Below are 25152 nucleotides of genomic sequence, written 5' to 3'. Positions count from 1 at the left end.
CCCGGTGGGCGGCGTTCAACGGGCGTCCACCGGTGGCGCCTAGGGTGACCGCATGGCGCTGCTGACTGTCGGACACCGCGGGCTGATGGCCGTCGAGCCAGAGAACACCCTGCGGTCCTTCTGCCGGGCCGACCGGGCCGGGCTCGACGTGATCGAGCTCGACGTGCACCTGAGCAAGGACGGCGAGCTGGTGGTGATGCACGACGCCGAGGTGGACAGGACGACCGACGGCTCGGGCGCGATCGCCGATCTGACCCTCGCCGAGCTGCGGGGCCTCGACGCGGGCCTGGGCGAGCGGGTCCCGCTGTTCACGGAGGTGGTGGACGCGGTGGGCGCCCCGCTCCAGGCCGAGATCAAGGATCCCGCGGCGGCGCGCGTGCTGGCGGGCGTCATCGAGGAGCGCCGCCTGGGGCGCCGGGTGACGGTGATCTCGTTCCACGACGAGGCGCTGGCCGAGACCAGGCGGCTGCTGCCCGAGGTGGCGATGGCGCTGGTGACCGGCGCGTCCACGGGAAGCGCGCCGGAGCGCGCGCGGGCGCTGGACGCGGGGATGATCTCCTGCGAGCTCCAGGCGCTCGACGCGGCGGTGGTGGCGCGGGCGCACGCCGCGGGGCTCGCGGTGATCAGCTGGACGGTGAACACCGACGCCGACCTGGCCAGGGCCAGGGAGCTGGGCCTCGACGGGGTGGTGACCGACAGCCCGGAGATCGTGCGCGCCGCCGCGGCGGCGTGAGGTGTGGGGCGCGCGGGCGTCAGGCCAGCGGCTTGACCAGCTCGGCGAACTCCAGGTCCGCGCGGCGCGGGACGCCGAAGCGCTCGTCGCCGTAGGGGAAGGGGCTCACGCGCCCGGTGCGGACGTAGCCGCGGCGCTCGTACCACGCGATCAGCGCGTCCCTGACGGAGATCACCTCCAGGATCATGCGCCGGGCGCCCCACTCGGCGGCGGCCCGGCGTTCGGCCTCGGCGAGCACCAGGCGGCCAAGGCCCGAGCCCTGGAGGCCGGGGCGGACGGCGAACATCCCGAAGTGGGCGGCGGGCCCGGCTGCTTCGGACCCCGCGGCCGCCTGCTCGGCCCCTTCGTGGGCGCGGGAGACCAGGCAGCAGGCGGCCAGCTCGCCGCCGCTCTCGGCGAGCAGCAGCAGGGCTGTGGGGTCGAGCACGGCGGGGGCGACCTCGTCCGCGCCGGTACGCCTGCCGTCCAGGATGTCCGCCTCGGTCGTCCAGCCGGCGCGGCTGGCGTCGCCGCGGTACGCCGACTCGACGAGCGCCACCACATCCGGCACATCGGCCTCGGTCGCGGCGCGGAAGCTGAGCCCAGTTGTCGCCGTCACGCGTGCATCGTAACGGGCGCGCTCCCCCACGCCCCCGTGCGCTCCCGTATCGCGACCCCGGCGCGGGCATCACTTCCGCGGGGAGGTGGGCGATGTACACCCCTGGGCTGGTCGGCTGGTTGCTGGCCGCGCTGTGCGGCCTCACCGGTGGGTACTGTCTGGTGCGCGCCCGCGTGGGGCCGCCGCTGGCGCGGCAGGCTGCCTGCGTCGAGGCGGTGATGGGCATCGGAATGGCGGCGATGGCCGTGCCGGGGGCGCCGGAGCGCCCGCCCGCGGCGTTCGCGGTGCTGTTCGGGGCGACCGCCCTGTGGGCCGCGGCGCTGCTCGTCGCGGGGGTGGCGCACCAGGCGCACCACGTCATGGAGGGGCTGGCGATGGTGTATATGGCGGTGGCCATGGCCACCGCGGGGCCCGCGTCGGGGCACGCGGGGCATGAGCCGGGGGGCGTGCCGTTGCTGACGGGGGCGCTGCTGGCGTACTTCGCGCTGTACGCGCTGGCGACCGCGCCCCGGCTGCTCCCGGCGGCCGGTGGCGGGGGCCACGGCGCGGCCGGTCATGCCGACACCGGGCGCGGGGGCGCGTTCCCCGAGGTCGCCGCGGGGTGCAGGATGACGCTCGCGGTGGCGATGTTCGCGATGCTGCTCGCGGTGTGAGGCGTCCGTCACGTGGGAGGACCGCCCGTTCCCGGTCGCCGGGGGCGGGATCTAAGGTGGCGTCATGGTGATCGCCATCACGTTGCTGGTGCTCGGCGGGCTCACCGCGGCGACGGCGCCGCGGATGCTGGCGCGCGTCTCCTGGCCCGATCGCGAGCCGGTGCTCGCGCTGTGGGTATGGCAGTGCGTCGTCGCGGCGGTGCTGCTGTGCTGTGTCCTGGCGATGGCGCTGTCGAGCGCCGCCGCATGGCAGGGCGTGCGCGGCCAGGTGTTTGCCCCTGCGCCGAGCCAGGTGATCGACGCCTACGCCCTGCACCCCGAAGGGCAGAGCTGGGCGGCGGCCGTCGCGGTGCTGCTGGCCTGCGGCGGGGCGTGGACGGCCGTGATGCTGACCCGCGAGGTGCGCGCGGCGCGGGCCGCGCGGCGCAGGCGCCATGCCGAGCTGCTGGCGCGCGCCCCCAGGCTGCCGTGGGAGGTGGCCGACGCGGGCGACCGGCTCGTGGTGCTTGAGGACGAACGCCCTGACGCCTGGCTGCTGCCCGGGCCCACCGGCCGCCTGGTCATCACGACGGGCGCGCTCCGCCGGCTCAACCGCAGGCAGCTGGACGCGGTGCTCGCGCACGAGCAGGGCCACGCGCGGGCCAGGCACCACTGGCTGCTGCACTGCTCGGGCGCGCTGGCCAGCGGCTTTCCCCTGGTGCCGGTCTTCGAGGCGTTCCGGCAGCAGGTGCACCGGCTGGTGGAGCTGGCCGCCGACGACGTCGCGTCGCGCCGCTTCGGGCGGCTGACCACGGCGCTCGCGCTGGTCGGGCTCAACGAGGACCGCGGCGTCTTCGCGCACGAGGGCCACCACGCGCAGGTCCCGCAGCGGGTGCACCGCCTGCTGGCCCCGGGCGAGCGGCTGACGGCCGCGCGCCGACTGCGGCTGACGGCGCTGGCGACGCTGGTGCCCGCGGTGCCGTTGCTGGTCGCGTTCGCGCCCGGGCTGCGGGCCCTGGGCGGCTGACGCCCCGCTGGCACGGGGAGCGGCGGTCGGGGGAGGATCGTGTCATGCCCATCGACGCCGTCCTCTTCGACTTCTCGGGAACCCTCATGCGCGTCGAGCCCGCGGTCTCCTGGGTGCGGGCCGCCCTGCGCATGACCGGCAGATCGCTCGACGACGCGGATGTCGCGCGGTACGCGGCCGAGCTGGAGTCGGCCGGGGCACTGCCGGGCGGGCAGTCGCCGCGTTCGATCCCGCCGGGACTTCAGGGCCTGTGGGACGAGCGCGACCGGGACATCACCCACCACCGCGACCTGTACGTGGCGCTCTCCCATCAGGTGCCGCTGCCCTATCCGGAGCTGTACGACGCGCTGTACGAACGCCACTGGGACCCGGCCGCCTGGCACCCCTACCCGGACGCCGAGCCGGTGCTGCGCGAGCTGGCGCGGCGGAACGTCGGGGTGGCGGTGGTGAGCAACATCGGCTGGGACGTGCGCCCCGTCTTCCGCGCACACGGCCTCGACGACCTGATCGCCACGTACGCGCTGTCGTTCGAGCACGGGATCCAGAAGCCCGACGCGCGGCTGTTCGCGGTGGCGTGCGACGCGTTGGGGGTGGCGCCCGAGCACGCCCTGATGGTCGGGGACGACGCGGTCGCGGACGCCGGGGCCGCGGCCATCGGCTGCGCGGTGCACCTGGTGCGGCACCGCCCCGTGGACCAGCGCCCCGACGGGCTGCTTCCGGTGCTGCGGCTGGTGGGCTGAGCCCGGGGCAACCGGCGGGGGGCCTGGGCACCGGTGGACGGTATCGGACGGTCCCCCGCGCCGCCCGATACCGCCACCGGCTGCGGACAGGGCTGCGCCGACCGGGGCAGCTGTCCGGGTTGGTGCTGAGTATATTGACTGTGAGCCAGTCAATGGGAGTCCAGCATGTCCCCTCGCAGCGCTTCGGTCAATGAAGAAATGCGCCGACGCTCTCGCCAGCGGCTCCTGGAGGCCACGATCGAGCTGGTGTCCGAACGCGGATTCGAGGCCACGACGTTGGGGGACATCGCCGACCGCGCGGGCTCGGCACGCGGGCTGATCTCGTACTACTTCCCCGGCAAGCGCCAGCTCCTCCAGTCCGCGGTGCACCGCCTGATGCACCTCACGCTCGAGGCGGCGCTGGAACGGGAGCCGCTGCCCACCGGGCCGGAAGCGGGCGACGCGTACATGGCGCGCGCGATCGACGCGATCATGGGGCTGGCCAGGGACCGCCCGGTGCTCATGCGGGCGCACATGGCGGGCCTGCTCCAGCAGGAGGGGTTCATCCAGTGCGTGGAGCAGCAGCGGCTCGCGGCGCTCCTGCGGGAGACCGTGGCGCGCTACGGCTCGGCCGATCCGGACGCGGACTACCGGCTGCTGCGGGCGCTGCTGATGGGGGTGGTGGTGGCGCAGCTGCTGCCGGGGGCTCCGATGCCGCAGTCCCGGCTGCGGGCCGAGCTCTTCGACCGCTACGGCCTGGCGTGGCGCCTGGGTGTCCCGCCGGGCGACGAACCGCCCGGCGGGACACCCAGGGCGGGTGTCACCGCCCCGGGCACCGGATCCCCGGTGGCCGGTCAGCGGCGGGAGAAGTAGTCGGGCTGGGTCTGGACGTTGAGCTCGTCCAGCCTGACCCGGTCGGCGCCTTCGGTCCTGCGGTCGTCGACCCTCAGGACGTCCAGGCCCTTCTGGTCGTTGGAGTAGATGTAGCCGTTGTAGTAGTAGGCGGACCAGGAGCCACCGAAGGCGAGGACGTCCTCGGTGATCGGGCCGCGCTCGAAGTAGCCGATCTCGCGGGGGTTGTCCGAGTCGGTGAAGTCCCACACCGAGACGCCGCCCTGGTACCACGCCTGCACCATGATGTCGCGGCCGCGGACGGGGATCAGGGAGCCGTTGTGCGCGACGCAGTTCTCGGTGTCGGCCTGGTGGCGGGGGATCTTGAAGTAGCTCTGGAAGTCGAGGCGGAGGTCGTCGCCGCGGCCCCGCACGTGGTAGATGCCGTTGGCGCCCATCTCGGGGCCGATCTCCTCGTTGCACATGGCGCCGCCACCGCCGCCGAGCTCGTCGGTGAAGACGATCTTGCGGCCGTCCTGGCTGAACGTCGCCGAGTGCCAGAACGCGAAGTTCTCCTCGTCCCTGACGGTGTCGATGACCCGTGGCGAGTCCGCCTCGGAGATGTCGAACAGCACGCCGTCGCCCATGCAGGCGCCGGCGGCCAGGTCGAGCTCGGGGTAGGCGGTGATGTCGTGGCAGCCGCTGGTGGCCGAGCTGTTCTCGTCACCGGGGAAGCCGCCGTCGGGGAAGACGACCTCGAAGCTGGAGAGCCTGGCGCGCTCGGGGTGGTCCCTGGGCACCTTGACGACGGAGATCCCGTCGTGCGGCGGCTGGCAGTCGGGGAACGTCAGGCTGGGTGAGTAGGAGGAGACGTAGATGTAGACGTCGCGCCGCTCGGGCACCAGGGTGTGGGTGTGCGAGCCGCAGGGCGTCTCGACCGCGGCCACGTACTCGGGGCTGCGCGGGTCGCTGATGTCGAAGACGCGCACGCCCTCCCACGCCTCCTCCTCCGTGGCGGGCAGGCCCGTGCTCGAGCACGAGTCGTCGCTGCGGGAGGAGTCGACGGACAGGAAGAGCAGATCGTCGGAGACGGATATGTCGCCTTGGCCGCCCGGGCAGAGCACCTGGGCGACGATCCTGGGGTTGCTCGGGCGTCTGATGTCGTAGACGACGAAGCCGTCGTAGTTGCCCGCGAAGGCGTAACGGCCCTGGAAGGCGAGGTCGGAGTTCGTTCCGGCCAGGCCCTCCGCGTGGGGAACGTCCGCGACGGGCGTCACGTTGTCGCTGTGGATGATCTCGTCGACACCGGGTATCTCGCCGCTCTCGATGGCGGCCTCGGTCTGCGCGCGCTGGCTCTCGGAGAACTGCTCCTGGAGCGCGGGAGCTTCGTCCCCCGGGCCTGGGACCGCCGCCGCGGGACCGGTCATGCCGACCGCGGCCAGCAGGCCAGCCACCACGACGGTCACGCCCAGCCGTCTGCGCCGAAAGAGCGTGCTGTGCAACGATGTCACCGCGTCCTCCCTCGTACTCGCCTGTATCCGTGCGGAGTTGGTTGCTCCGGGGATCGCCCCAGTATCGTCTCAGGCATGTGCACAACAAAAAAGGTCGTGTGCCGTGGCTCACCCCGCACCCAAGGAGGAGCGTTGACCGACCGCCATCGGCCCCTGACCGGCGCTTTTTTCGCCGTTGTCGCGGCCGCGGCCGTCGCCCTGCTCGCCGGGTGCTCGGGGGGCGGCCCGTCGTCGGAGGACGAGGGCGCCGGGGGCGAAGGGCCCGCGGTGATCGCTCCCGAGGGTCCCGGCGAGGACGCGCGCACGCTGTCCCCCGAGGAGGCCAGGGAGGCCGGCGGCGAGGGCGTCGAACCGACCGCGTCCGACTTCGCGTTCATGCGGATGATGATCGATCACCACGAGCAGGCGCTGGAGATGACCGACCTCGCGGAGGAGCACGCGCGGGCGGAGGGCGTCGGCAGCCTGGCCGAGCGCATCGCGGGCGCGCAGGGCCCGGAGATCGATGTGATGGAGGCCTGGCTGACGCGCAACGCCGGGCACGAGGCGGATCAGGGCCACCAGGAGCACGATCCGTCGACGATGCCGGGGATGGCGACGCCCGAGCAGCTGGCGGAGCTGGGGGCGGCCAGGGGCGAGGAGTTCGACGCGCTGTTTCTCGACCTGATGATCACCCACCACGAGGGCGCGGTGTCGATGGCCACCCAGGCGCTCGCCGGGGTGGGCGACGTGCTGGTGGAGCAGCTGGCCAGCGAGGTGATCACGTCGCAGACGGCGGAGATCGGACGCATGGAGGACCTGCGGCCCGAAGGCGCGGGAGAGTGATCAGCGGCGGGCGTGGCGGGGCGGCAGGAGGCCCTTGTCCCGGGCGGCGGCGATCAGGCGCAGCGCGCGGCGACGGCCGCGTCCGGTGACGGCCATGACGGCGAGCACGGGATCGCGCCCGTCCTTCCGTGCGGCCAGATAGGCGTCGGCGGCGCGGCGGCGGTCGCGCGCGCCCCGCCGCAGCGGGGTCGCGCCGTGGCGGGGGCGCTCCCCCTTCGGCGGCGGGGAGGGTTCCTGAGGCTCCGGGCCGCTGGCGGCGGGCTCGGGGCGCGGCTCGTGCGGTTCATACGGCTCGTACGGCTCGTACGACCGGTGCGACTCGTGCGGTTCGTGCGGGGCGCCGTGGGTGGCGGGCTCGGCGAGGGCCGTTCCATAACGGCCGGTCAGGGCGCGACAGGCGTCGCGCAACGGCTCGGCGATGCGCTCGGTGAGGGCGCCGAGGCCCTCGACCGGCAGGGGCGGGTCGGCGCGCATGTCCTCGATGAGCAGCCGCCCCTCGCTGACCTGGGCGAGCACATCGAGGCGGGCGCCGTCGGCGAGGACGAGGCCGACGCTGAACCACGGCGGAAGCCCGCCGCCCGCGTCGTCGGGCGCCGAGGCGGATCCGTGGCCGCGCGGCTCCCAGCGGACGGGGGTGCGCGTGGGCTCGTCCGGCGTTGGGCCGTCCGGCTGTCGGCCGCCCGGAAAGCCGGAAAAGCTACTCTTCGCCACGGGGGCAACGTAGAACCTCGGGGCCGTGGCCGCGCCGCGCGGCACGCGTGGTCCCGGCGCACAGCACCCCGACAGCTCACTCCCGCGGGGGCGCCTTCGGTGAGATGCTGAAGTGTCCGTCCGGACTCGGCGGAACAAGGAGCCCTGACATGCTTCGCATCGCAGTTGTCGGATCCGGGCCGAGCGGCGTGTACACCGCTCAGGCCATCCTCGATCAGCAGGACGCGCTCCCCGCCCCCGTCGCGGTGGACGTGCTGGACCGGCTGCCCTGCCCCTACGGACTGGTGCGGTACGGCGTGGCGCCCGACCACGAGAAGATCAAGTCGCTCCAGGGCACACTGCGCCAGGTGCTGGAGCGGCCCGGGGTGCGCTTCCTCGGGAACGTCCCGGTCGGCGAGGGCGGGGTCTCGGCCGACCAGCTGCGTTCGATCTACCACGCGGTGGTGTACTGCGTGGGCGCGGCGCGGGACCGGCGCCTCGGCATCCCCGGCGAGGAGCTGGTCGGCAGCTACTCGGCCACGGACTTCGTCTCCTGGTACAGCGCCCACCCCGACGCCGTCGGCCATGGCTTCCCGCTCGACGTGGCGAGCGCCGTGGTGATCGGGGTGGGGAACGTGGCGGTGGACGTGGCGCGCATCCTGGCCAGGGGCACGGACGAGCTGCGGGCCACGGACATGCCGCAGGGGCCGCTGGACGCGCTGGCCGTCAGCGCGGTGCGCGATGTGCACATGGTGGGCAGGCGGGGGCCGTCGCGGGCGAAGTTCACCACCAAGGAGCTGCGCGAGCTCGGCAACCTGCCGGGCGCTGACGTGGTGGTGCGCGACGAGGAGCTGGCCGCGGACCCGGACTACCTCGATCCCTCGGGGCTGCCGGGCGCGGCGAAGCGGAACGTCGCGGCGTTGCGCGGCTGGGCGCACGCGGGGCCGGGGGAGCGCGGGCGGCGGATCCATCTGCGGTTCTTCCTGCGGCCCGCGGAGATCCTCGACGACGAACGGGGCGCGGTGCGCGGGGTGCGGTTCGAGCGGACGGCGCCCGACGCGTCGGGGCGCGTGGTGGGGACCGGGGAGTTCTCCGAGATCGAGGCGGGTCTTGTGCTGCGCTCGGTCGGCTACCGAGGGGTGGCGCTGCCGGGGCTGCCGTTCGCCCCGGAGACCGGGACGGTGCCGCACGAGCGGGGGCGGGTGCTGCGGGCGGGCGCGCCGTCGCCCGGCGAGTACGTCGCGGGGTGGATCAAGCGCGGGCCCACGGGGGTGATCGGCTCAAACCGCTCGTGCGGCAAGGAGACGGCGGGCTCGGTGCTCGAGGACGGGGCGGCGCTGGCCGGGCGCGAGGTGGTGGGGGCCGATCCGCTCCAGGCGCTGCGGGAGTTGGGGCTGGCGCCGGTGGAGTGGCACGGGTGGCTGGGCATCGAACGCGCGGAGGCGGCGCTGGGGCGGACGCTGTCCCGCGGCACGGTGAAGATCGCGGACTGGGACGGACTGCTGGCGGCGGCGCGGGGCTCGTGAGGCGCGTGGGGCGGCCGGGGTTCGCGCGGCGGGCGTGATTGTCAGTGGTGGGGTTCACACTGGGCCGTACTGGTGACACACGAGGCTCGGCGAGGTGGTCGGCGATGACGGACGTGCTGGTGGCGGTCGGGACGCGCAAGGGGCTTTTCCTGGCGCGGCGCGCGGTGGCGCGCCGGGCCGAGGCCGCCTGGGAGTTCGACGGGCCGCACTTCGCGGCGCAGGCGGTGTACGCGGTGGCGATCGACCGGCGGCCCGCGGGCGGGCCACGGCTGCTCGTGGGCGCGGACAGCGCGCACTGGGGGCCCTCGGTGTTCCACTCCGACGACCTGGGCGCGACGTGGCGGGAGCCCGAGCGGCCCGCGGTGCGCTTCCCCGAGGGGACGGGGACGTCGCTCGAGCGGGTGTGGCAGCTCCAGCCCGCGGGGGCGGACGAGCCCGGGGTGGTGTACGCGGGCACGGAGCCCGCGGCGCTGTTCCGCTCGGCGGACGGCGGTGAGTCGTTCGAGCTGGTGCGGGAGCTGTGGGAGCACCCGACGCGGGAGCGGTGGGAGCCGGGCGGCGGAGGGCTCGGGCTGCACACGGTGCTCACCGGGCCGGGCGGCGCTGAGGACCTGCTGGTGGCCGTCTCGGCCGGTGGGGTCTACCGGACGGCGGACGCGCGTGGCGGCTGGTCCCCGTCGAACCGGGGGGTGGAGGTGGTCTTCCAGCCGGAGCGCTTCCCCGAGTTCGGGCAGTGCGTCCACAAGGTGGCCAGGGATCCGGTGCTGCCCGACCGGCTGTTCCTCCAGAACCACTGGGGGGTGTATCGCAGCGATGACGGCGGCGGGTCGTGGACGGCGATCGGCGGGGACCTGCCGTCCGACTTCGGGTTCCCGATCGCTACGCATCCGCGCCGCTCGGGGGTGGCGTATGTCTTCCCGTTGAACGCGGACGCCGACCGGGTGCCCGCCGGGCGGCGCTGCCGGGTGTACCGGACGGCGGACGCCGGGGACAGCTGGGAGGAGCTGGGCGCGGGGCTGCCGGACGGGCCGCACCACGGGACGGTCCTGCGGGACGCGCTGTGCACGGACGACGCCGACCCGGCGGGCGTGTACTTCGGGAACCGCAACGGCGAGGTGTTCGGCAGCGCGGACGACGGGGACAGCTGGCGCCAGTTGGCGGCCCACCTGCCGGATGTGCTGTGTGTGCGGGCGGCGGTGATCGACTGAGCGGAGGCGCGGGAGGGGGATCTTGGGCGACCCGGCGGACCGGGGTGCCGTGCGGCCAGTAGGGTGACGGACCGTGGCAGCACGACCATTGAACGAGATCGTCGAGCCGGGCTGGGCCGTTGCCCTGGCGCCGGTGGCAGACCGGATCACCGCCATGGGTGGGTTCCTGAGGGCGGAGATCGCCGCGGGGCGGACCTATCTCCCGGCGGGGCCCCTGGTGTTGAGGGCGTTTCAGCAGCCGTTCGAGGAGGTGCGGGTGCTGATCGTCGGTCAGGACCCGTATCCGACGCCCGGGCACGCCGTGGGGCTGAGCTTCTCGGTGGCGCCGGAGGTGAGACCACTGCCCGGCAGCCTGGAGAACATCTTCAGGGAGCTGAACACCGACCTGGGGCTGCCCAGACCCTCGACGGGTGATCTGACGCCCTGGACGGAGCAGGGCGTCCTGCTGCTCAACAGAGCGCTGACCACGGCACCGCGCCGTCCCGGTGCGCACCGCGGGAAGGGCTGGGAGGAGGTCACCGAGCAGGCCATCCGGGCGCTGGCCGGGCGGGGGAAGCCGCTGGTGGCCATCCTGTGGGGCCGGGACGCCCGGGGGCTGCGGCCCATGCTGGGCGGCGTTCCCGCGGTGGAGTCCGCGCACCCCTCCCCCATGTCGGCGGACCGGGGCTTCTTCGGCTCCCGTCCGTTCAGCCGGGCCAACGCCCTGCTCCAGGAGCAGGGCGCGGCGCCGGTCGACTGGAAGCTGCCGTGACGGCGCCGCCCGGGGGGCGAACGGGCTGGGTGCTCGGCGTCGACTCGGGCGGCTCGGGGTTGCGACTCGCGCTGGCGCGCGCCGAGGGGGCGGCGCCGACGCGTGGCGAGGCGGTGGAGCGCTCCCCGGTGCGCACCGGGGAGCGCGGCATCGACGCCGGGCACCTGCTGGAGCTGCTGGTGCCCGCGGCCCGCGGGCTGCTGGCGCGGGTGGCGGCGGAGCGGGTCGACGCGGTGTGCGTGGGCGCGGCCGGAATGGCCTCGCTCGGCGGGCAGTTGCGGGCCGAGCTGCCCGGGTCGCTCAAGGCGGAGCTGGGCGCGCGGCGGGTGGCGCTGGCCGCCGACGCCGTGACGGGCTACGCCGGGGCCCTGGGCGCCAGGCCCGGCGCGGTCGTCGCGGGTGGCACGGGCATGATCGCGCTGGGCACGGATCTGCGGGAGTGGCGGCGGGCGGACGGCTGGGGCCATCTGCTGGGCGACTGCGGGGGCGGGGCGTGGATCGGCAGGGCGGGTCTTGAGGCCGCGCTCCGGGCGCACGACGGGCGCGCGGGTGGCTCGGGCGCGCTGCTCGAGCGCGCGGTGGCGGCGTTCGGGCCGCCCACAGGGCTGCCCGCGCGGCTGTATCCGCGGAGCGACCGGCCCGCGGTGCTCGCGTCGTTCGCGCCCGAGGTGGCGGCGTGCGCGGCGGACGATCCGGCCGATCCGGTGGCCGCGGGGATCATGCGCGGGGCCGCGCGGGAGATCGCCATCACCGCGGCGGCGGTGTCGCCGCCCGGGGGCGGGGGCGAGGTGGCCCTGACCGGAGGGCTGTTCAGGCTGGGCGAGCCACTGATGAGGCCGTTGCGCGAGGAGTTGGCCCGGTGCCTGCCGGGCGCCACCGCGGTGGCGACGGCCGGTGGCCCGCTCGACGGGGCGCTGCTGATCGCGGCCGGACTGGCCAGGGGTGACCTGGTGCTGCCGTCCGACGGGGCGCTGTTCCATGTCGCGTGAGTGTCGCGCAGGAGTCGTGCGGGGGTCGTGTGTGGCCTTGTGTCGAGGTGCCAATCGTGGTTTCACGCGGACGCGCGGGATATATCAGGACAGAACCGGACCACGTCCCCCCTGGCGAACAGCCAAGCACATCAAGGCATTAACATGCGGCGACATGAGCTCCTCCACAGGGCCCTCGTCCGGCCTCCCCGTTCGCATGCCGCGCCCCCGTCAGCCCGGACGCCACCGCCGCCCGGAGCCCGTGACCGCGCCCGAGGGCGCCCCGGCGCTGGTGCTCGCCGTGCCCGGCACCCCCTCGTCGGCGACCCGGTCGCTGGCCGAGGAGGTGGTGAGCATCGCGCGCTCCGAGCTGCCCGGTCTCGACGCCAGGGTCGGCTATGTGGAGAGTGCCGACGAGGAGTTCCCCTCGCTCCAGAGGGTGTTGAGCGAGGCGGCCGAGGACGGCGAGGGCCCGGAGGGCGGGGACGGCGAGCAGGAGGCTCTGGCCTGGCCCGCGCCGGTCGTGGTGCCGCTCCTGGCGGGTCCGGACAGCTCCCACCAGCGGGTGATACGGCAGGCCGTGCTGGACAGCGGCACGGGCGCCGCGCTGACCGATGTGCTGGGCCCGCATCCGCTGCTGGCGGAGGCCGTCCACGTCCGGCTGTCGGAGGCGGGGCTGGCCCGCGCCGACCGCGCCCGGCTGTTCACCGTGGCCACCGCGGCCGACGGCATCGTGCTGGTCACCGTGGGCGGTGACGAGGCGGTGCAGACGGCGGGCATCACGGGCATGCTGCTGTCCGCGCGGCTGGCCGTCCCGGTGCTGGCGGCGGCGCTCGACCTCGACGGCTCGGTGGCCACGACCGCCGAGCGCCTGACCGAGGCGGGCTCGCAGCAACTGGCCCTCGCACCCTGCCTGATCGGCCCCGAGATCCCCGACGGGCTGCTGGCCGCGGGGGCCAAGGAGGCGGGCTGCCCGTCCGCCGAGCCGCTGGGCGCCTACCCGGCCGTGGGCAGGCTGGTCCTGTCCGCGTACATGGCCGAGGTGGGCATCACCCCCGACCGCCCGCCGCACGGCACCTCGGTGCGCTGAGGCCCCCGCCCCACCCGGACTCTCCCGACCCCGGTCGTCGCCCCCTCCCAGGGGAACTCGACGCCGGGGCCGCGTCGTTCCGGGGCGCGTCGTTCCGGGGCGGGTGGTTCCGGGGCGGGTGGTTCCGGGGCGGGTCGCTCGGAGGTGGGTCGCTCGGAGGTGGGCGCGGGCCTCGTTGCCGGACGCGCCGGTGCACCTGCCGAGCCGCCGCGCCAGCCGCCGTTCGCGCGCGCCGCCCGGCGAGGTGACCAGCGGAGCGCGGAGAGCGTTCTCCCGGGCTATTCCAGGGATCGTTTCCCGCGCCGTTCGGCGAGTGGCGAAACACCGCGCGGGGAAATGCCAGGGGGCCTCGGCGGCCCGTGTCACCGTGGGGGAATCCGTTCCTTGGGAGGTTGGTGTCGTGGAATCGCTCTCTCCTGGATTTCGCGGCCGGCGGCGCGGTGTGGCCGACCGGCTGCCGCCCGGGCAGTATCCGACGGAGGGTTTTCCCGTGCTCTCGGCGGGGCCGACGCCCCAAGTGACCACGGATAACTGGGGATTCACCCTGACCACCGAGAAGGGCCAGGCACACCGCTGGGGCTGGGACGCGATGATGGCGCTGCCGCAGGAGGAGCCGGTCGTCGACATCCACTGCGTGACCCGCTGGTCGAAATTCGACACCCGGTGGCGCGGGGCGCCAATGGACGCCTTTCTCGAGGGGGTGGAAACGGAGGCGGCGCACGCGATGTTCGAGTCCTACGGTGGATATTCCACGAACGTCCCGCTCGCGGATCTGCGGAACGGCCAGGCATGGCTCGTCCACACCTTCGACGGATATCCCCTGACCCCCGAGCACGGCGGCCCCGCGCGCATGCTCATCCCGCATCTCTATTTCTGGAAATCGGCCAAGTGGGTGCGGGGGGTGCGGCTGATGCCCGACGAGCGCCTCGGGTTTTGGGAGCAGATGGGCTACCACCACTACGGCGACCCCTGGCGCGAGCAGCGCATCAGGGGCGACTGAGGTGGCCGCGGCGTGGTGGCAGGCGCGCCTGGTCGAGCGGGAAGCGCTCTCCGCCGCGGGACGGCGCCTGGCCTTCGCGGTGCGGGAGTGGCCGGGGCACCTGGCGGGCCAGCACCTGGACGTGCGGCTGACCGCGGGCGACGGCTATCAGGCGGTGCGCAGCTACTCGCTGTCCGCGCCCGCCGAGGGGGACCGCGTCGAGATCGCCGTGCGGCCGACGCCGGGCGGCGAGGTCTCGCCCTATCTGAGCGACGAGCTGCCGCTCGACGCGGCGGTGGAGGTGCGGGGGCCGCTGGGCGGCTGGTTCGTATGGCGCCCCGAGCAAGCCGGTCCCGTGCTGCTCGCGGCGGGGGGCTCGGGGATCGCGCCGTTGATGGCGATGGTCAGGGCCCGGCGCGCGGTGGGCTCGGCCGCCCCGTTCCGGCTTGTGTACTCGGTGCGGTCGCCCGAAGAGCTGTGGTACGGCGAGGAGTTGGCCGAGATGGCGGGCGGTGCGGGCGGCGGCCGTGAGGGGCGCGTGGGGGCGGATGTGGCGGCGCGCCTGGTATACACCCGGCGCGCGGGCCCCGGCGCCGCGCGCCCGCCTGGGCGCATCGGGGCGGGGGATCTGCTGGATCCTGCGGTCGAGCCATCGGCCCACCCGACGTGCTACGTCTGCGGACCCACCGCCTTTGTCGAGCACACCGCCGACCTGCTGGTCGCCGCGGGCCACGCGCCCGAGGACGTGCGCACCGAGCGCTTCGGCTGACCCCGGACGACAGCGTGGCCGCGAACACCGGGCCGTGCACCTACAGTTGACGACGATTGGACGCCACCGTGGCCACTCCCCCGCCCACCCCCTACCAGCCCGCCAAGCCGTCGTTCCCCGCCCGGCCCTCACACCGGGACGGCAACTGCCTGGCCGGGCCGCTGTCGGAGATCTTCGCGCGCGACGTGATGGACGCCAGGCGCCGCTGCCCCAGCTGCCAGGTCGACGCGCCGCTGGCCGCGTTGCACGTCTTCGGCCCCGAGCCGGGCATCACTGCCCGCTGTCCCGGCTGTGCCGCGGTCGCCCTGCGGCTGGTGCGGCACGGGGAGCTGATCTGGCTCGAACTGGGCAGCCCCGACGGCCCGTTCCGCATCGCCACCGGCGACCGTCCCTGACCCCGGGGCCCGTTCGCCCGGCGATCGAACGCGTTCCGCACGTCCTATAAGATCACCCGATCGGCGTGGCGCGGGGCGCGTCGAGGTGACGCGGCACGGCAGGGAGCACGGAGTCGATGGCAGGACCTGTGGACAGCTGGGCGGGCCACGCGGGCCCGCCGCCGCTGGGGGCCGCGGGGCGGCCCGCCGGGGTGCGGCAGGTCGTGGACCGCGTTCCGCCACCGGGGATCCTGCATGTGGGTCTCGGTGGGTTCCACCGCGCCCACCAGGCCGTCTACACCGCGGGGGCCATCGCGGCCGAGGAGGGCGACTGGGGCATCGTCGGGGCGGCCCACCGTTCGCGCGACGTCGTGGACGCGCTGCGGCGGCAGGCCGGGCTCTACACCGTCGTCACCGTCACCGGCGAGCGCTTCGAGCCGGAGGTGATCGGCGTGCACGCGGCCACCCATGTCGAGGTGGACGAGCCGGGCGCGACCGAGACCTGGCTCGCCGACCCGGCCATCAAGGTCGTCACGCTCACCGTGACCGAGAGCGCCTATGCGGCGGACTCCGCGGTGGTCCGACGGCTCGCGCGCGGCCTGCGCCGCCGCCACCGCGCCGCGGACGGCGCGCCGCTGGCGCTGGTGAGCTGCGACAACCTGCCGGGCAACGGGGGCGTGCTGCGCCGCCTGGTGACCGAGGTCGTCGAACGGTCCGACTGGGCCGAACGGGCGCGGCTGCTCGACTGGTTGGCGAGCGATGTCGGCTTCCCCTCCAGCATGGTCGACCGCGTCGTCCCCGCGCCCACCCCCGCCCTGCGGCGGCGGATCGCCGAGCGCTGCGGCTATGACGACGCGGCGGCGGTGGCGGGCGAGCCCTACTCGGCGTGGGTAGTCGAGGACGACTTCCCCGCGGGGCGGCCCGCCTGGGAGCGGGCGGGCGCCGTGCTCACGGGGGACGCCACGCCGTACGAACAGGTCAAGCTGCGCCTGGTCAACGCCCCGCACTCGCTGATCGCCTGGCTCGGCCTGCTCGACGGCGTGGGCACGATCGCCGAGGCCGTGGCCCGTGAGGACATCGAGGGCGCGGCGCGGCGGCTGATGAGGGACGACATGGCGCCGACCCTCACTCCCCCGCCGGGGCTCGACCCCGAGTCGTTCACCGAGGTGGTCCTGGCGCGTTTCGCCAACACCGCGCTGGGCCACACGACGTCGCAGGTCGGGTCGCTCGGCTCGGTCAAGCTGGCCGCCCGGCTCACCCCGGCGCTCGGCGTGTGGCGGTCGCGGGGCGCGGTGCCGCGTTCGGCGGCGCTGCTGACGGCCGCCTATCTGCTGGCGACGGTCGGCCCGGCCGGAGAGGCATTGGGCGACCCGCTGGGTCCCGAGCTGCGCCGCCTGTGGGCCGACTCCCCCACGCCGGAACGCTATGTCAGCGCGGCCCTCCGGGAGAGCGCTCTCCTTCCCCGGGAGATCGGCGCCTGGGGCGAGTTCGCCGCGGCGGTCACCGAGCTCTTGGGCGCGCTGCACCGGCAGGGCGTTCCGGCGGCGGTCCGCGCCGCGGCTGGGGCGTGAAAGCGCTCTCCCAAAGGTGAAAACGCTCTCCCGGGCGCGGCGGAGGAGGTGGGAGAGCGCTCTCCCACCGCATCGTGGCGCGGGCCGGGACCCGCGCGAGGCGGGACGAGGAGGAGCGGCTCGCCCGCCGAACGAGCGCCGCTGGCACGGCTGGCGTCCGTGATGACCCCGGGTACAGCTCGATCGTGTGCCGCACCGGGGCGCGTCGCCGGGCCAGTTCGCGAACGAGCTGACCAAGGCCGCCAGGCACCTCGACACCCTCACGTGTCCAGGCCCGCGGGAGGTCGCTGGGCCCCGGGAGGTCGCCGCTGGTCCTGCGAGGGCCGGGAGGGGTCCCGCCGCCGGGGGCTACGTTGGGGGCATGGCGTGGGGGCGACGTGCGAAGAGGCCGGGTCAGGTGACGTTCTCCGTGTTCGACGCGGAGGCGGGGGGCCTTTCCGGCGGCCGGGGTTGAGCCTGGGTGGGCGCGCGCTGCGGCCGATCACCGCCAGGAGCTTCACGGACCGGATCGCGGAGCGGGCGCGCGCGCACCATGCGCCCGGCCGCCGGGCCCGTGGGCAACGTGGTGACGCACAATGTGTTCGCGCGGGACGACGGGGCCATCTACCTGGGAGTGGGCGGCAGGGCGGCCGTCGTGGTCCGGCTCACGCCCGCGCTGCGCCCTGACCTCCACGGCCTGGGTGAGGCGATCGAGGACAACGGCGCGTCGCTGTCTCTCGACGCGCACGCGGGCTTCCTGCGGGCCTCGCCGCTGCTTCCGGCGTTGGACTTCGACCTGGACACGGGCTTGCTGCTCGGCGAGGGGAACGTCCAGGAGTTCCTGTGGGCGGCCTACAGCACCGAGACGGTCGAGCTGCACATCTCCCATGTGGCGCACGACCGGCTGCTGCCCTTCACGTGCGCGGCACCGGGGATCCGCTCGGTGCTCGACGCGGGCTTCGACCTGATCACCCTTCAGGCCCCGGCCGACCCGAGGGCCGAAGTGGCGGCCGCCAACGGCACGTTGAACCCGTCGGCGCTCGTCCCGTTGCGGGTCACGGGCCGCGCCGAGCTGGCCATCACCTTCGACGTGGAGGCGTGAGCCGCCCGGAGGAGCCGAGGGGCGCGGCGCGCGGTCAGGGCGCACGGTCGCCTCCGCGCCCCCGCCGACCCCAACAGCAGCCCGGGGCGCAACGCCATGGTGCGGCCGGGCGCGACCTCCTGGCGCGTGCCGTCGTCGCGGCGGACGGTCCGGGCGTCGCCGGTGCGGTTGGTGAGGCCGCACCTGCCGGGCTGCCGGGGGGTCGGTGACCTCGCCGACCACGGCGGTGACGTCGTGCCGCTCGGGGTCGTCGACGAGGTGGTGGGCGTGGCCCCGCGCCTGGGCGTCCATCGCGCTCTCGCGCTCTCGCACAACGCGCCGGTGCCGGTGACCACGTCGAGGGCGGGCGGCAGCACCAGGAGCTTGCCGCGGCGCCAGCAGTGCGGCGGGGCGCCGCCCGGCTGGGTGAGGTTCCGCTTGCCGCAGCCGCGGCACGCGGTGATGGCGTCGAGCACCGTGCGGAGGGCGTCGCGCCACTGGGACTCGCGCACACGCAGGCCCGGCTTGCGCAGGCCGTCGGTGAAGGTGGCCACGAACAGGTCTCGCAGGATCTTCGGCAGCACGCCCCACAGGACGAGGCGCGCCCGCTGCCCGTGGAGGTCGGGGGGCGCTGTCGTCCCGCGGGTCGAAGGTGAACACCGGTCGGTGCCGTACAGCTGGCGCTGGGCGGCCTCGTCCATACAGCCGATCCTCAGCGCCTTGGCGCCGTCGGGGGGGTGAGGGCTCATCGGGAGCATGAACGGCAGCATGGCCAGGGGGTGCGGGTCGGTCTGAACGCCCGGCTGGGCGCCCGGCTCCTGGCGGACCAGATCGGGGGCCATGAAGACCAGGGTGCCCGCGGCCCCGGCCGCCTCGCCCTCGACGACGGCGTCGTCGTTGTCGTTGTCGTTGTCGCACACCAGGACGTCGCCGGCGGCGGGGCGAAGAGAAAGTTGCCCCAGTTGATGTCGCGGTAGGCGATGCTCTTGGAGCGCGGGGTGTGGTAGGTCTCGACGGTGTGCGGTGCGGCGGTGACCAGGGTGGGGACCGTGACCTTGGCGACGGCTTGGTCGCGCCGGAAGAGGGCGGGCGGGTCGAGTCGGCGCCCCCGGTGGGCGGCCACGGCGGGGCGACCGCGAGCCAGAGCCGCGCCACGAGGCCCGCCCAGGGGTCGGGGTCAAGGGGGCTGCCGGGGCCGCCGAGGCCGTCGTGAACGCGGCAGAGGTGGGCCAGCCCCGTCATGTCGGCGCGGTCGAACGCGGCGCCGGGGCCGATGCCGACGATCTGCTGGGGCGCCAGGGCGGGTCGGTGACGCCCGTGCGGAACGTGAGGGCGCGCGCGTGGGGCTCGGGGAGCGAGGCGCGGACGAGGGAGATCCGCGGACCACGGTGTCGGGGTCGCGCTCGGCGATCACGATCTGTCGCCCGGCCGGTCGGCGGACAGCCGCCTGACGTCGGCGAGGAGGGGCGCGAGGCGCGGCGCCCTGGCGCGGGCGAACGCCACGAGCGCCCCTTTGTCACCGAGGTCGCCGGTGCCCCGGGCGGGCAGGGCCCGCAGTCGGTCGGCTCCCCCGACGGACCCGGGTTCGAGCCAGAAGCTGAGGCGGCGGATCGGCCTGCCCCATTCTGAGCGGGCGCCGTCCGCCGCCGCAGTCCCACGCGGAATCCGGGGAGCGGGCGTTGGGGCGCGCATGCGCCGGCACACTGCCCCCGGCGCACGCCCGGCGCCTACGCTTCGGGGGACCGTACGGCACGGCACCGTTGGCACGGACGACCCCGACGACGAAGGGCCTGAGCGCATGGAGATCGACACGTCGAAGGCGCACTCGGCACGGGTGTGGAACTTCTGGCTGGGCGGCCGGGACTGGTACGAGGCCGACCGGGACGCGGGCGAGCAGATCACGCGCGTCTATCCGGGCATCGTGCGCACGGCGAGGTTTCAGCGGATGTTCCTGGCCAGAGCCGTGCGCCTGCTGGCGAGCGAGGCGGGGATCCGGCAGTTCCTCGACCTGGGCACGGGCCTGCCGACCGTAGACAACACCCACGAGGTCGCCCAGCGCGTGGCGCCCGACAGCCGGATCGTCTACGTCGACAACGACCCGCTCGTCCTGGCGCACGCCCGCGCGCTGCTGACCAGCACCCCCGAGGGCGGGACGGCATACATCGACGCGGACGCGCGCGCCCCCGAGCGCATCCTCGAACAGGCCGCGGAACACCTGGACTTCGACCGGCCCATCGCGGTGACCATGCTGGGCATCCTGGGTCACATCCGGGACGAGGACCGCCCTGGCGACATCGTGCGCCGCCTGATCGAGCCGCTTGCCCCCGGCAGCTACCTCGCGGTGAGCGACGGCGTGAACACCAACGACACGCTCAACGCCGCCACCACCGATTACAACGCCCGGCTGGCCGGGGACTACACGCTGCGCAGCCCGGGGGAGGTCACCGCCTTCTTCGACGGCCTGGACATCCTGGAGCCCGGGGTGGTCACGATCGACCGGTGGCGCCCCGAACACCCGCTGTTCGAGGGCGAGGCGCCGGTGGACGCGGTGTGCGGGCTCGGCGTCAAGCGCTGACCGCGCGCGTCAGCTCCCCGAGCAGGTAGTCGGCCGTCCCCGCGGCGGTGGGGTGGTCGTAGACGAGCGCGGCGGGGAGCTCGGCGCCGGTGAGGCGCTCCAGCCGGTCGCGCAGCTCGACGGCCTGGAGCGAGGTCAGGCCGAGGTCGGCGAAGTCGTCGTCAGGGCCGACCTCGCCGGGTGCGTCATGGCCGAGCGTGGCGGAGGTCTGCTCCAGGACGAGCGAGAGCAGCGCCGTCCTGCGTTCGGCCGCGTCGGCGTCGGCGAGGCGTTCCACCAGGTCCGGCGTCGCGGCGTCGGGCGGCTCGTTCGCGGCGTCACCGTTCTCGGGCAGGGGGGCGCTCGTCGGGGGCGCGGGGTACTCGCGGCGCTTGGCGGCGAGCGCGGGGAGCAGGACGTCAAGGGCCTCGCGCCCCCGGTCGTCCAGGTCGAGCTCGGCCGCCAGGGCCTCGGCGTCCTGGCGCTCGATCGCCGCCCAGAATCCCTCAGGTGCCGGGTCGGGGGTGGCCGCGGGCGCGGCGGTCAGCCAGTAGCGGCGGCGTTGGAAGGGGTAGGTGGGCAGCGGGACGCGGCGCGCGCCGGTGCCGTCGAAGAACGCCACCCAGTCGACGGCGGCGCCCGCGGTGTGCAGCTGGGCGAGCGCGGCGGCGAGTGCTTCGGGCTCGCGCCGGTCGCGGCGCTGGGCCGCGATGAACGCCGACGCCGTCTGCTCGCCACCCCCTTGGAGAGCGCTCTCCCTTGTGCTCTCCCTCGCCATCGGGGTGAGCACCGCGTCGGGGCCGACCTCGAGGAACGTGCGGGCGCCCGCGGCGTGGAGGGCCTGGACGGCCGCGCCGAAGCGGACGGTTCCGCGCGCGTGGCGCACCCAGTGCTCGGGCGAGCACAGCTCACGCTCGGTGGCGAGGCGGCCGGTGAGCGCGGAGACGACGGGCAGGCGGGGCGGCCGGTAGGTGACGCGTTCGGCGACGGCGCGGAAGGCGTCGAGCATCCCGTCCATGTGGGGTGAGTGGAACGCGTGGGAGACGGCCAGGCGTTTGACCCGCGCGAAGTGGAAGGCCACCGCCTTGACCGCGTCCTCGTCGCCGGAAATCACCAGCGCGCGGGGGCCGTTGACGGCGGCGATGGCCACCCGGCCCTCGGCGTCCTCGCGTTCGAGCACGGGGGCCACCTCGTCCTCGGCCGCCTGGATGGCCACCATCGCGCCGCCCGGGGGCAGTTGGCCCATCAGCCGCCCGCGCGCCGCGACCAGCCGCGCGGCGTCCTCCAGCGAGAACACCCCCGCCAGGTGGGCCGCGGTCAGCTCGCCCAGCGAGTGCCCGGCGAGCCAGCCCGGCGCGACCCCCCAGGACTCCAGCAGCCGGAACAGCGCCAACTCGGCGGCGAACAGGGCGGGTTGGGCGTGCTCGGTGCGCCCGAGCGCTTCGGCGGAGCCGAGCGTCGTCGGGTCGAGGTCCAGCGCGGCGGCGGCCTCGGCGAAGGCCCGCGCGTAGACGGGGTGGGCCTCGGCCAAGTCCCGTCCCATGCCGACGCGTTGGGCGCCCTGTCCGGGGAAGATCGCGGCCAGGCCGCCGCCCGAGGCGCGGCCCGTGGTCCACGCGTCGAGGTCGCCGTCGAGCGTCCAGGCCCGGTGGGCGAACGGGGTCCGCGCGGTGGCGAGCGTGTGCGCGACGTCCAGCGGGTCGACACGGCTCCCGGCGACGGCGTCGCGCAGCCTGGCCGCCTGCGCGGTCAGCGCCTCGGGCGTGCGCGCGGACAGCAGCCAGGGGACGGCAGGCGGCGGGGCGGCCGACGCGGGCGCGGCGGGGGCGGGCGGGGCCTCCTCGATGACCACATGGGCGTTGGTGCCGCTGAACCCGAACGACGAGACGCCCGCCCGCCTGGGCCTCCCCTCCCCCCGCGGCCAGGCGACGGGCTCGCGCAGCAGCCGCACCCCGCCGCCCGACCAGTCGACGTGCGGCGTCGGCTCGTCGATGTGCAGGGACGCGGGCAGCAGGCCGTGGCGCAGCGCCAGGACGGTCTTGATGACGCCGCCGACCCCGGCCGCGGCCTGGGCGTGGCCGATGTTGGACTTCAACGACCCCAGCCACAGGGGCCGTTCGGCGTCGCGGTCGGCGCCGAAGACGGCGATCAGGGCCTCGGCCTCGATCGGGTCGCCCAGCGGCGTGCCCGTGCCATGGGCCTCGATCGCGTCCACGTCGCCGGGCGCCAGGTCGGCGTCGGCGAGCGCGGCGCGGATGACGCGCTGCTGGGCGGGGCCGTTGGGCGCGGTCAGCCCGTTGGACGCGCCGTCCTGGTTGACCGCGGAGCCGCGCACCACGGCCAGGACCGGGTGGCCGAGGCGGCGGGCGTCGGAGAGGCGTTCCACCAGCAGGACGCCCACGCCGTCCGCCCAGCCCGCGCCGTCGGCGGCCCGGGCGAACGACTTGCACCGCCCGTCCGGCGCCAGCCCGCGCAGCCGGGAGAACTCCACGAAGGCGTTCGGCGTCGCCATCACGGTGGCGCCGCCCGCCAGCGCGAGGTCGCACTCCCCCGAGCGCAGCGCGCGCACGGCCAGGTGCAGCGCGACCAGCGACGACGAGCACGCGGTGTCGACGGTGAGCGCCGGGCCTTCGAGGCCGAGCGCGTAGGACACCCGCCCCGACAGGACGCTGCCGAGCGTGCCGGTGCTGAGGAACCCCGCGACGGCCTCGGGCTCAGCGCCGGGCGGCGGCCCGTAGTCCCAGTACATCCCGCCCATGAACACCCCGGTGCGGCTGCCGCGCGCCGCCGCGGGATCGATCCCGGCCGCCTCGAACGCCTCCCAGGAGGTCTCGAGCAGCAGCCGCTGCTGGGGGTCCATGGCGAGCGCCTCGCGCGGCGAGATCCCGAAGAACGCCGCGTCGAACCCCGCGGCGTCGGCCACGAAGCCGCCCTCGCGCACGGACGAGGTGCCGGGCCGCCGCCCCTCGGGGTCCCACAGCGCGTCGAGGTCCCAGCCCCGGTCGGCGGGGAACGGGCCCACCGCGTCGCGCCCGGCCTCGACCAACGACCACAGCGCGTCGGGGCCTGTGACGCCACCGGGGAACCGGCAGGCCATGCCGGTGACGGCGATCGGTTCCCTGGCCCTGCGCTCGACATCGTCCAGGCGCTCCCGGTAGGCGTGCAGGTCGAGGGCCGCCTGCTTGAGATAGGCGCGGAGCTTGTCCTCGTCGGCCATGGCCGTCTCCGTTCGTCGGTCCTTCGCTGGTCCCTTGGCGCTTCCTGGCCGATCCCTCGGCGGTCTCTCGCGGGTCTCATGCGGGTCTCTCGCGGGTCACTCGCGGGTCACTCGCGGGTCACTCGGCGGCCCCTCGCGCGTCCCTCGGCGGTCCCCGGGCATCGGCGCTCGGGGGATCGTGTTCGGGGGCTCAACGGCGCGGCGTGCCACGTCCGTGCGGCCGCGGTCAGGCGGTGCGGAACGTGTCGAGGAGGTCGAAGATCTCGTCGTCGGCCGCCGACGCGATCCGCTCCCGCGCCCCGCCGTCCCCGGGAGCGGCCCCGAGCCCGGCCGCGACCTCCCGGAGCCGGGCCGCCACGCGCCGCCGCTCGGCGTCGGCGAGACCGGTGAGCGCGGCGGGCAGCCGATCTACCTCGGAGAGCGCTCTCCGTAGCGCCGTTTCCTCGTCGGAGCCGTGGCGTCCCGCTGCCTCATCGGTGAGCGCGGCTGCCAGGAAGGTGGCGGCGGCCTCGGCGGTGGGGTGGTCGAACACGAGCGTGGCGGGCAGCCGCAGCCCCGTCGCGGCGGCGAGGCGGTTGCGCAGTTGCACGGCGGTGAGCGACTCGAAGCCCATGTCCCTGAAGGCGCGCCGGGGTTCCACGCTCTCCGGGGAGCCGTGGCCGAGCACGGCCGCGACCTGGCCGCGCACCAGGTCGAGCAGGACGGGGCGGTAATCGCTCTCCGGCAGGGCGCGCAGGCGTTCGCGCAGCGCGTCCGCGCCGGTGTCGCGGCGCGCGGGGGCGCGCACCAGGCCGTGCAGCAGGGGTGGAACGCCCTCGGTCCTGGCGCGCTCCCGCAGCGCCGCGAGGTCGAGCCGGACGGGGACGAGCAGCGCCTCGTCCCGCGCGAGTGCGGCGTCGAATAGCGCCAGGGCCTCCTCGGTCCCCAGCGGGGCGGCGCCCTGGCGGGCCAGCCTCCGCAGGCCCTCGTCGCCCAGCCGCTCGGCCATGCCGCCCCCCTCCCATGGGCCCCAGGCGAGCGAGAGGGCGGGCAGGCCCATGGCGCGGCGGTGGGCGGCGAGGGCGTCGAGGAAGGCGTTGGCCGCGGCGTAGTTGGCCTGGCCCGGGCCGCCGAGCACCCCGGCGGCGGAGGAGAACAGGACGAAAGCGGCCAGGTCGAGGTCGCGGGTCAGCTCGTGCAGGTGCCACGCGGCGTGCGCCTTGGGGCGCAGCACGCGGTCGAGCTGCGCGTCCGTCAGGCGGGTGACGGTGGCGTCGTCGAGGACGCCCGCGGCGTGGACGACGGCGGTGAGGGGATGGGCGGCGGGGATGGCGTCCACCAGGGCGGAGAGCGCTCTCCGGTCGCCGGTGTCGCAGGCGGCGAGCGTGACGTTCGCGCCCAACGCTCTTAGTTCCTCGGCGAGTTGACGGGCCCCCGGGGCTTCGGGTCCACGGCGGCCGGTGAGCAGCAGATGGCGCACGCCCCTCGCGGTGACCAGGTGGCGATCTCGCCGGGGTCGTCGGTGAGCGGGTGCTGGAGGTGG

Annotated in this window: 22 protein-coding genes; 16 read left to right on the top strand and 6 right to left on the bottom strand. The window is 75.1% G+C overall.

Going from position 1 to position 25152, the window contains the following annotated elements; translation table 11 throughout:
- Positions 1–52 precede the first annotated feature (52 nt).
- On the top strand, positions 53–733 hold the full coding sequence (locus tag DEH69_RS12225) for a glycerophosphodiester phosphodiesterase family protein (protein ID WP_113686977.1): 681 nt from the start codon (positions 53–55) through the stop codon (positions 731–733).
- Between the two features lie 19 nt (positions 734–752).
- Here DEH69_RS12225 and DEH69_RS12220 read toward each other — a convergent pair whose 3' ends face one another.
- A complete protein-coding gene (locus DEH69_RS12220; protein WP_113686976.1) occupies positions 753–1331 on the bottom strand; it encodes a GNAT family N-acetyltransferase in 579 nt (192 codons plus the stop codon).
- Positions 1332–1423: 92 nt separating this feature from the next.
- On the opposite strand from DEH69_RS12220, the gene DEH69_RS12215 reads away from it, so the two are divergent.
- The 4 genes from DEH69_RS12215 to DEH69_RS12200 all read left to right on the top strand — a co-directional run bounded on the left by DEH69_RS12215 (position 1424) and on the right by DEH69_RS12200 (position 4582).
- Positions 1424–1984, top strand: coding sequence for a DUF5134 domain-containing protein (locus tag DEH69_RS12215; protein WP_113686975.1), 561 nt, complete (start codon positions 1424–1426; stop codon positions 1982–1984).
- A gap of 64 nt (positions 1985–2048) precedes the next feature.
- Complete coding sequence (locus DEH69_RS12210; protein WP_113686974.1) at positions 2049–2990, top strand: M56 family metallopeptidase; 942 nt, start codon at positions 2049–2051, stop codon at positions 2988–2990.
- 44 nt (positions 2991–3034) lie between these two features.
- Positions 3035–3730: an HAD family hydrolase gene (locus DEH69_RS12205; protein WP_113686973.1), complete on the top strand. Its 696-nt coding sequence runs from the start codon at positions 3035–3037 to the stop codon at positions 3728–3730.
- Positions 3731–3895: 165 nt separating this feature from the next.
- Positions 3896–4582 (top strand): TetR/AcrR family transcriptional regulator, encoded by a 687-nt coding sequence (locus DEH69_RS12200; RefSeq protein WP_113686972.1) that lies wholly within the window; start codon positions 3896–3898, stop codon positions 4580–4582.
- Here DEH69_RS12200 and DEH69_RS12195 read toward each other — a convergent pair.
- Positions 4564–6051 (bottom strand): hypothetical protein, encoded by a 1488-nt coding sequence (locus DEH69_RS12195; protein ID WP_113686971.1) that lies wholly within the window; start codon positions 6049–6051, stop codon positions 4564–4566. The two genes, DEH69_RS12200 and DEH69_RS12195, sit on opposite strands and share 19 nt — an antisense overlap.
- A 132-nt stretch (positions 6052–6183) precedes the next feature.
- On the opposite strand from DEH69_RS12195, the gene DEH69_RS12190 reads away from it, so the two are divergent.
- The gene (locus tag DEH69_RS12190) at positions 6184–6873 is read left to right on the top strand and encodes a DUF305 domain-containing protein (RefSeq protein WP_258534619.1); all 690 of its coding nucleotides are present in this window, start codon (positions 6184–6186) and stop codon (positions 6871–6873) included.
- Here DEH69_RS12190 and DEH69_RS12185 read toward each other — a convergent pair whose 3' ends face one another.
- A complete protein-coding gene (locus DEH69_RS12185) occupies positions 6874–7584 on the bottom strand; it encodes a DUF6214 family protein (RefSeq protein ID WP_147255534.1) in 711 nt (236 codons plus the stop codon). It abuts the gene before it with no gap.
- Between the two features lie 149 nt (positions 7585–7733).
- Between DEH69_RS12185 and DEH69_RS12180 the strand changes: the two genes are divergently transcribed.
- The 9 genes from DEH69_RS12180 (at position 7734) to DEH69_RS12135 (ending at position 16799) form a co-directional block, all read left to right on the top strand.
- A complete protein-coding gene (locus DEH69_RS12180; protein WP_113686968.1) occupies positions 7734–9089 on the top strand; it encodes an FAD-dependent oxidoreductase in 1356 nt (451 codons plus the stop codon).
- A gap of 104 nt (positions 9090–9193) precedes the next feature.
- Positions 9194–10297: an exo-alpha-sialidase gene (locus DEH69_RS12175; protein ID WP_113686967.1), complete on the top strand. Its 1104-nt coding sequence runs from the start codon at positions 9194–9196 to the stop codon at positions 10295–10297.
- A 73-nt stretch (positions 10298–10370) separates the two neighbouring features.
- The gene (locus DEH69_RS12170) at positions 10371–11048 is read left to right on the top strand and encodes a uracil-DNA glycosylase (protein WP_113686966.1); all 678 of its coding nucleotides are present in this window, start codon (positions 10371–10373) and stop codon (positions 11046–11048) included.
- Positions 11045–12037 carry an N-acetylglucosamine kinase gene (locus DEH69_RS12165; protein ID WP_258534618.1) on the top strand — a complete coding sequence of 331 codons (993 nt, stop codon included), beginning with the start codon at positions 11045–11047 and terminating at the stop codon, positions 12035–12037. Before DEH69_RS12170 ends, DEH69_RS12165 begins: the two co-directional genes overlap by 4 nt.
- A 154-nt stretch (positions 12038–12191) precedes the next feature.
- A complete protein-coding gene (locus DEH69_RS12160; RefSeq protein WP_113686965.1) occupies positions 12192–13106 on the top strand; it encodes a sirohydrochlorin chelatase in 915 nt (304 codons plus the stop codon).
- Between the two features lie 400 nt (positions 13107–13506).
- Positions 13507–14106 carry a molybdopterin-dependent oxidoreductase gene (locus DEH69_RS12150; RefSeq protein ID WP_181727397.1) on the top strand — a complete coding sequence of 200 codons (600 nt, stop codon included), beginning with the start codon at positions 13507–13509 and terminating at the stop codon, positions 14104–14106.
- Between the two features lie 28 nt (positions 14107–14134).
- On the top strand, positions 14135–14854 hold the full coding sequence (locus tag DEH69_RS12145) for an FAD-binding oxidoreductase (RefSeq protein WP_258534621.1): 720 nt from the start codon (positions 14135–14137) through the stop codon (positions 14852–14854).
- Positions 14855–14922: 68 nt separating this feature from the next.
- Positions 14923–15249, top strand: coding sequence for a DUF6510 family protein (locus DEH69_RS12140; protein ID WP_220131238.1), 327 nt, complete (start codon positions 14923–14925; stop codon positions 15247–15249).
- A 116-nt stretch (positions 15250–15365) separates the two neighbouring features.
- Positions 15366–16799, top strand: coding sequence for a mannitol dehydrogenase family protein (locus DEH69_RS12135; protein WP_113686962.1), 1434 nt, complete (start codon positions 15366–15368; stop codon positions 16797–16799).
- Between the two features lie 954 nt (positions 16800–17753).
- On the opposite strand, the gene DEH69_RS32025 is transcribed toward DEH69_RS12135, so the two are convergent.
- Positions 17754–18779: a hypothetical protein gene (locus tag DEH69_RS32025; RefSeq protein ID WP_220131237.1), complete on the bottom strand. Its 1026-nt coding sequence runs from the start codon at positions 18777–18779 to the stop codon at positions 17754–17756.
- An 878-nt stretch (positions 18780–19657) separates the two neighbouring features.
- Between DEH69_RS32025 and DEH69_RS12120 the strand changes: the two genes are divergently transcribed.
- Positions 19658–20434: an SAM-dependent methyltransferase gene (locus DEH69_RS12120; RefSeq protein ID WP_113686960.1), complete on the top strand. Its 777-nt coding sequence runs from the start codon at positions 19658–19660 to the stop codon at positions 20432–20434.
- Here the strand turns inward: DEH69_RS12120 and DEH69_RS12115 are convergent.
- On the bottom strand, positions 20424–23630 hold the full coding sequence (locus DEH69_RS12115) for a type I polyketide synthase (RefSeq protein ID WP_113686959.1): 3207 nt from the start codon (positions 23628–23630) through the stop codon (positions 20424–20426). The two genes, DEH69_RS12120 and DEH69_RS12115, sit on opposite strands and share 11 nt — an antisense overlap.
- A gap of 226 nt (positions 23631–23856) precedes the next feature.
- Positions 23857–25107: an SDR family NAD(P)-dependent oxidoreductase gene (locus tag DEH69_RS33445; protein ID WP_309302788.1), complete on the bottom strand. Its 1251-nt coding sequence runs from the start codon at positions 25105–25107 to the stop codon at positions 23857–23859.
- Positions 25108–25152 lie beyond the last annotated feature (45 nt).

Origin of the sequence: Streptomyces sp. PT12, from assembly GCF_003311645.1 — a bacterium.
In the GTDB taxonomy this organism is placed as follows: domain Bacteria; phylum Actinomycetota; class Actinomycetes; order Streptomycetales; family Streptomycetaceae; genus Streptomyces.
Note: the sequence above shows the minus strand (reverse complement) of the source record. Positions and strands in the feature narration are given on the sequence as shown.

Coding starts and splice junctions, on each gene's coding strand:
- DEH69_RS12225 (WP_113686977.1), top strand. CDS start 53: ATGGCGCTGCTGACTGTCGGACACCGCGGGCTGATGGCCGTCGAGCCA.
- DEH69_RS12215 (WP_113686975.1), top strand. CDS start 1,424: ATGTACACCCCTGGGCTGGTCGGCTGGTTGCTGGCCGCGCTGTGCGGC.
- DEH69_RS12210 (WP_113686974.1), top strand. CDS start 2,049: ATGGTGATCGCCATCACGTTGCTGGTGCTCGGCGGGCTCACCGCGGCG.
- DEH69_RS12205 (WP_113686973.1), top strand. CDS start 3,035: ATGCCCATCGACGCCGTCCTCTTCGACTTCTCGGGAACCCTCATGCGC.
- DEH69_RS12200 (WP_113686972.1), top strand. CDS start 3,896: ATGTCCCCTCGCAGCGCTTCGGTCAATGAAGAAATGCGCCGACGCTCT.
- DEH69_RS12180 (WP_113686968.1), top strand. CDS start 7,734: ATGCTTCGCATCGCAGTTGTCGGATCCGGGCCGAGCGGCGTGTACACC.
- DEH69_RS12175 (WP_113686967.1), top strand. CDS start 9,194: ATGACGGACGTGCTGGTGGCGGTCGGGACGCGCAAGGGGCTTTTCCTG.
- DEH69_RS12160 (WP_113686965.1), top strand. CDS start 12,192: ATGAGCTCCTCCACAGGGCCCTCGTCCGGCCTCCCCGTTCGCATGCCG.
- DEH69_RS12135 (WP_113686962.1), top strand. CDS start 15,366: ATGGCAGGACCTGTGGACAGCTGGGCGGGCCACGCGGGCCCGCCGCCG.
- DEH69_RS12120 (WP_113686960.1), top strand. CDS start 19,658: ATGGAGATCGACACGTCGAAGGCGCACTCGGCACGGGTGTGGAACTTC.
- DEH69_RS12115 (WP_113686959.1), bottom strand. CDS start 23,630: ATGGCCGACGAGGACAAGCTCCGCGCCTATCTCAAGCAGGCGGCCCTC.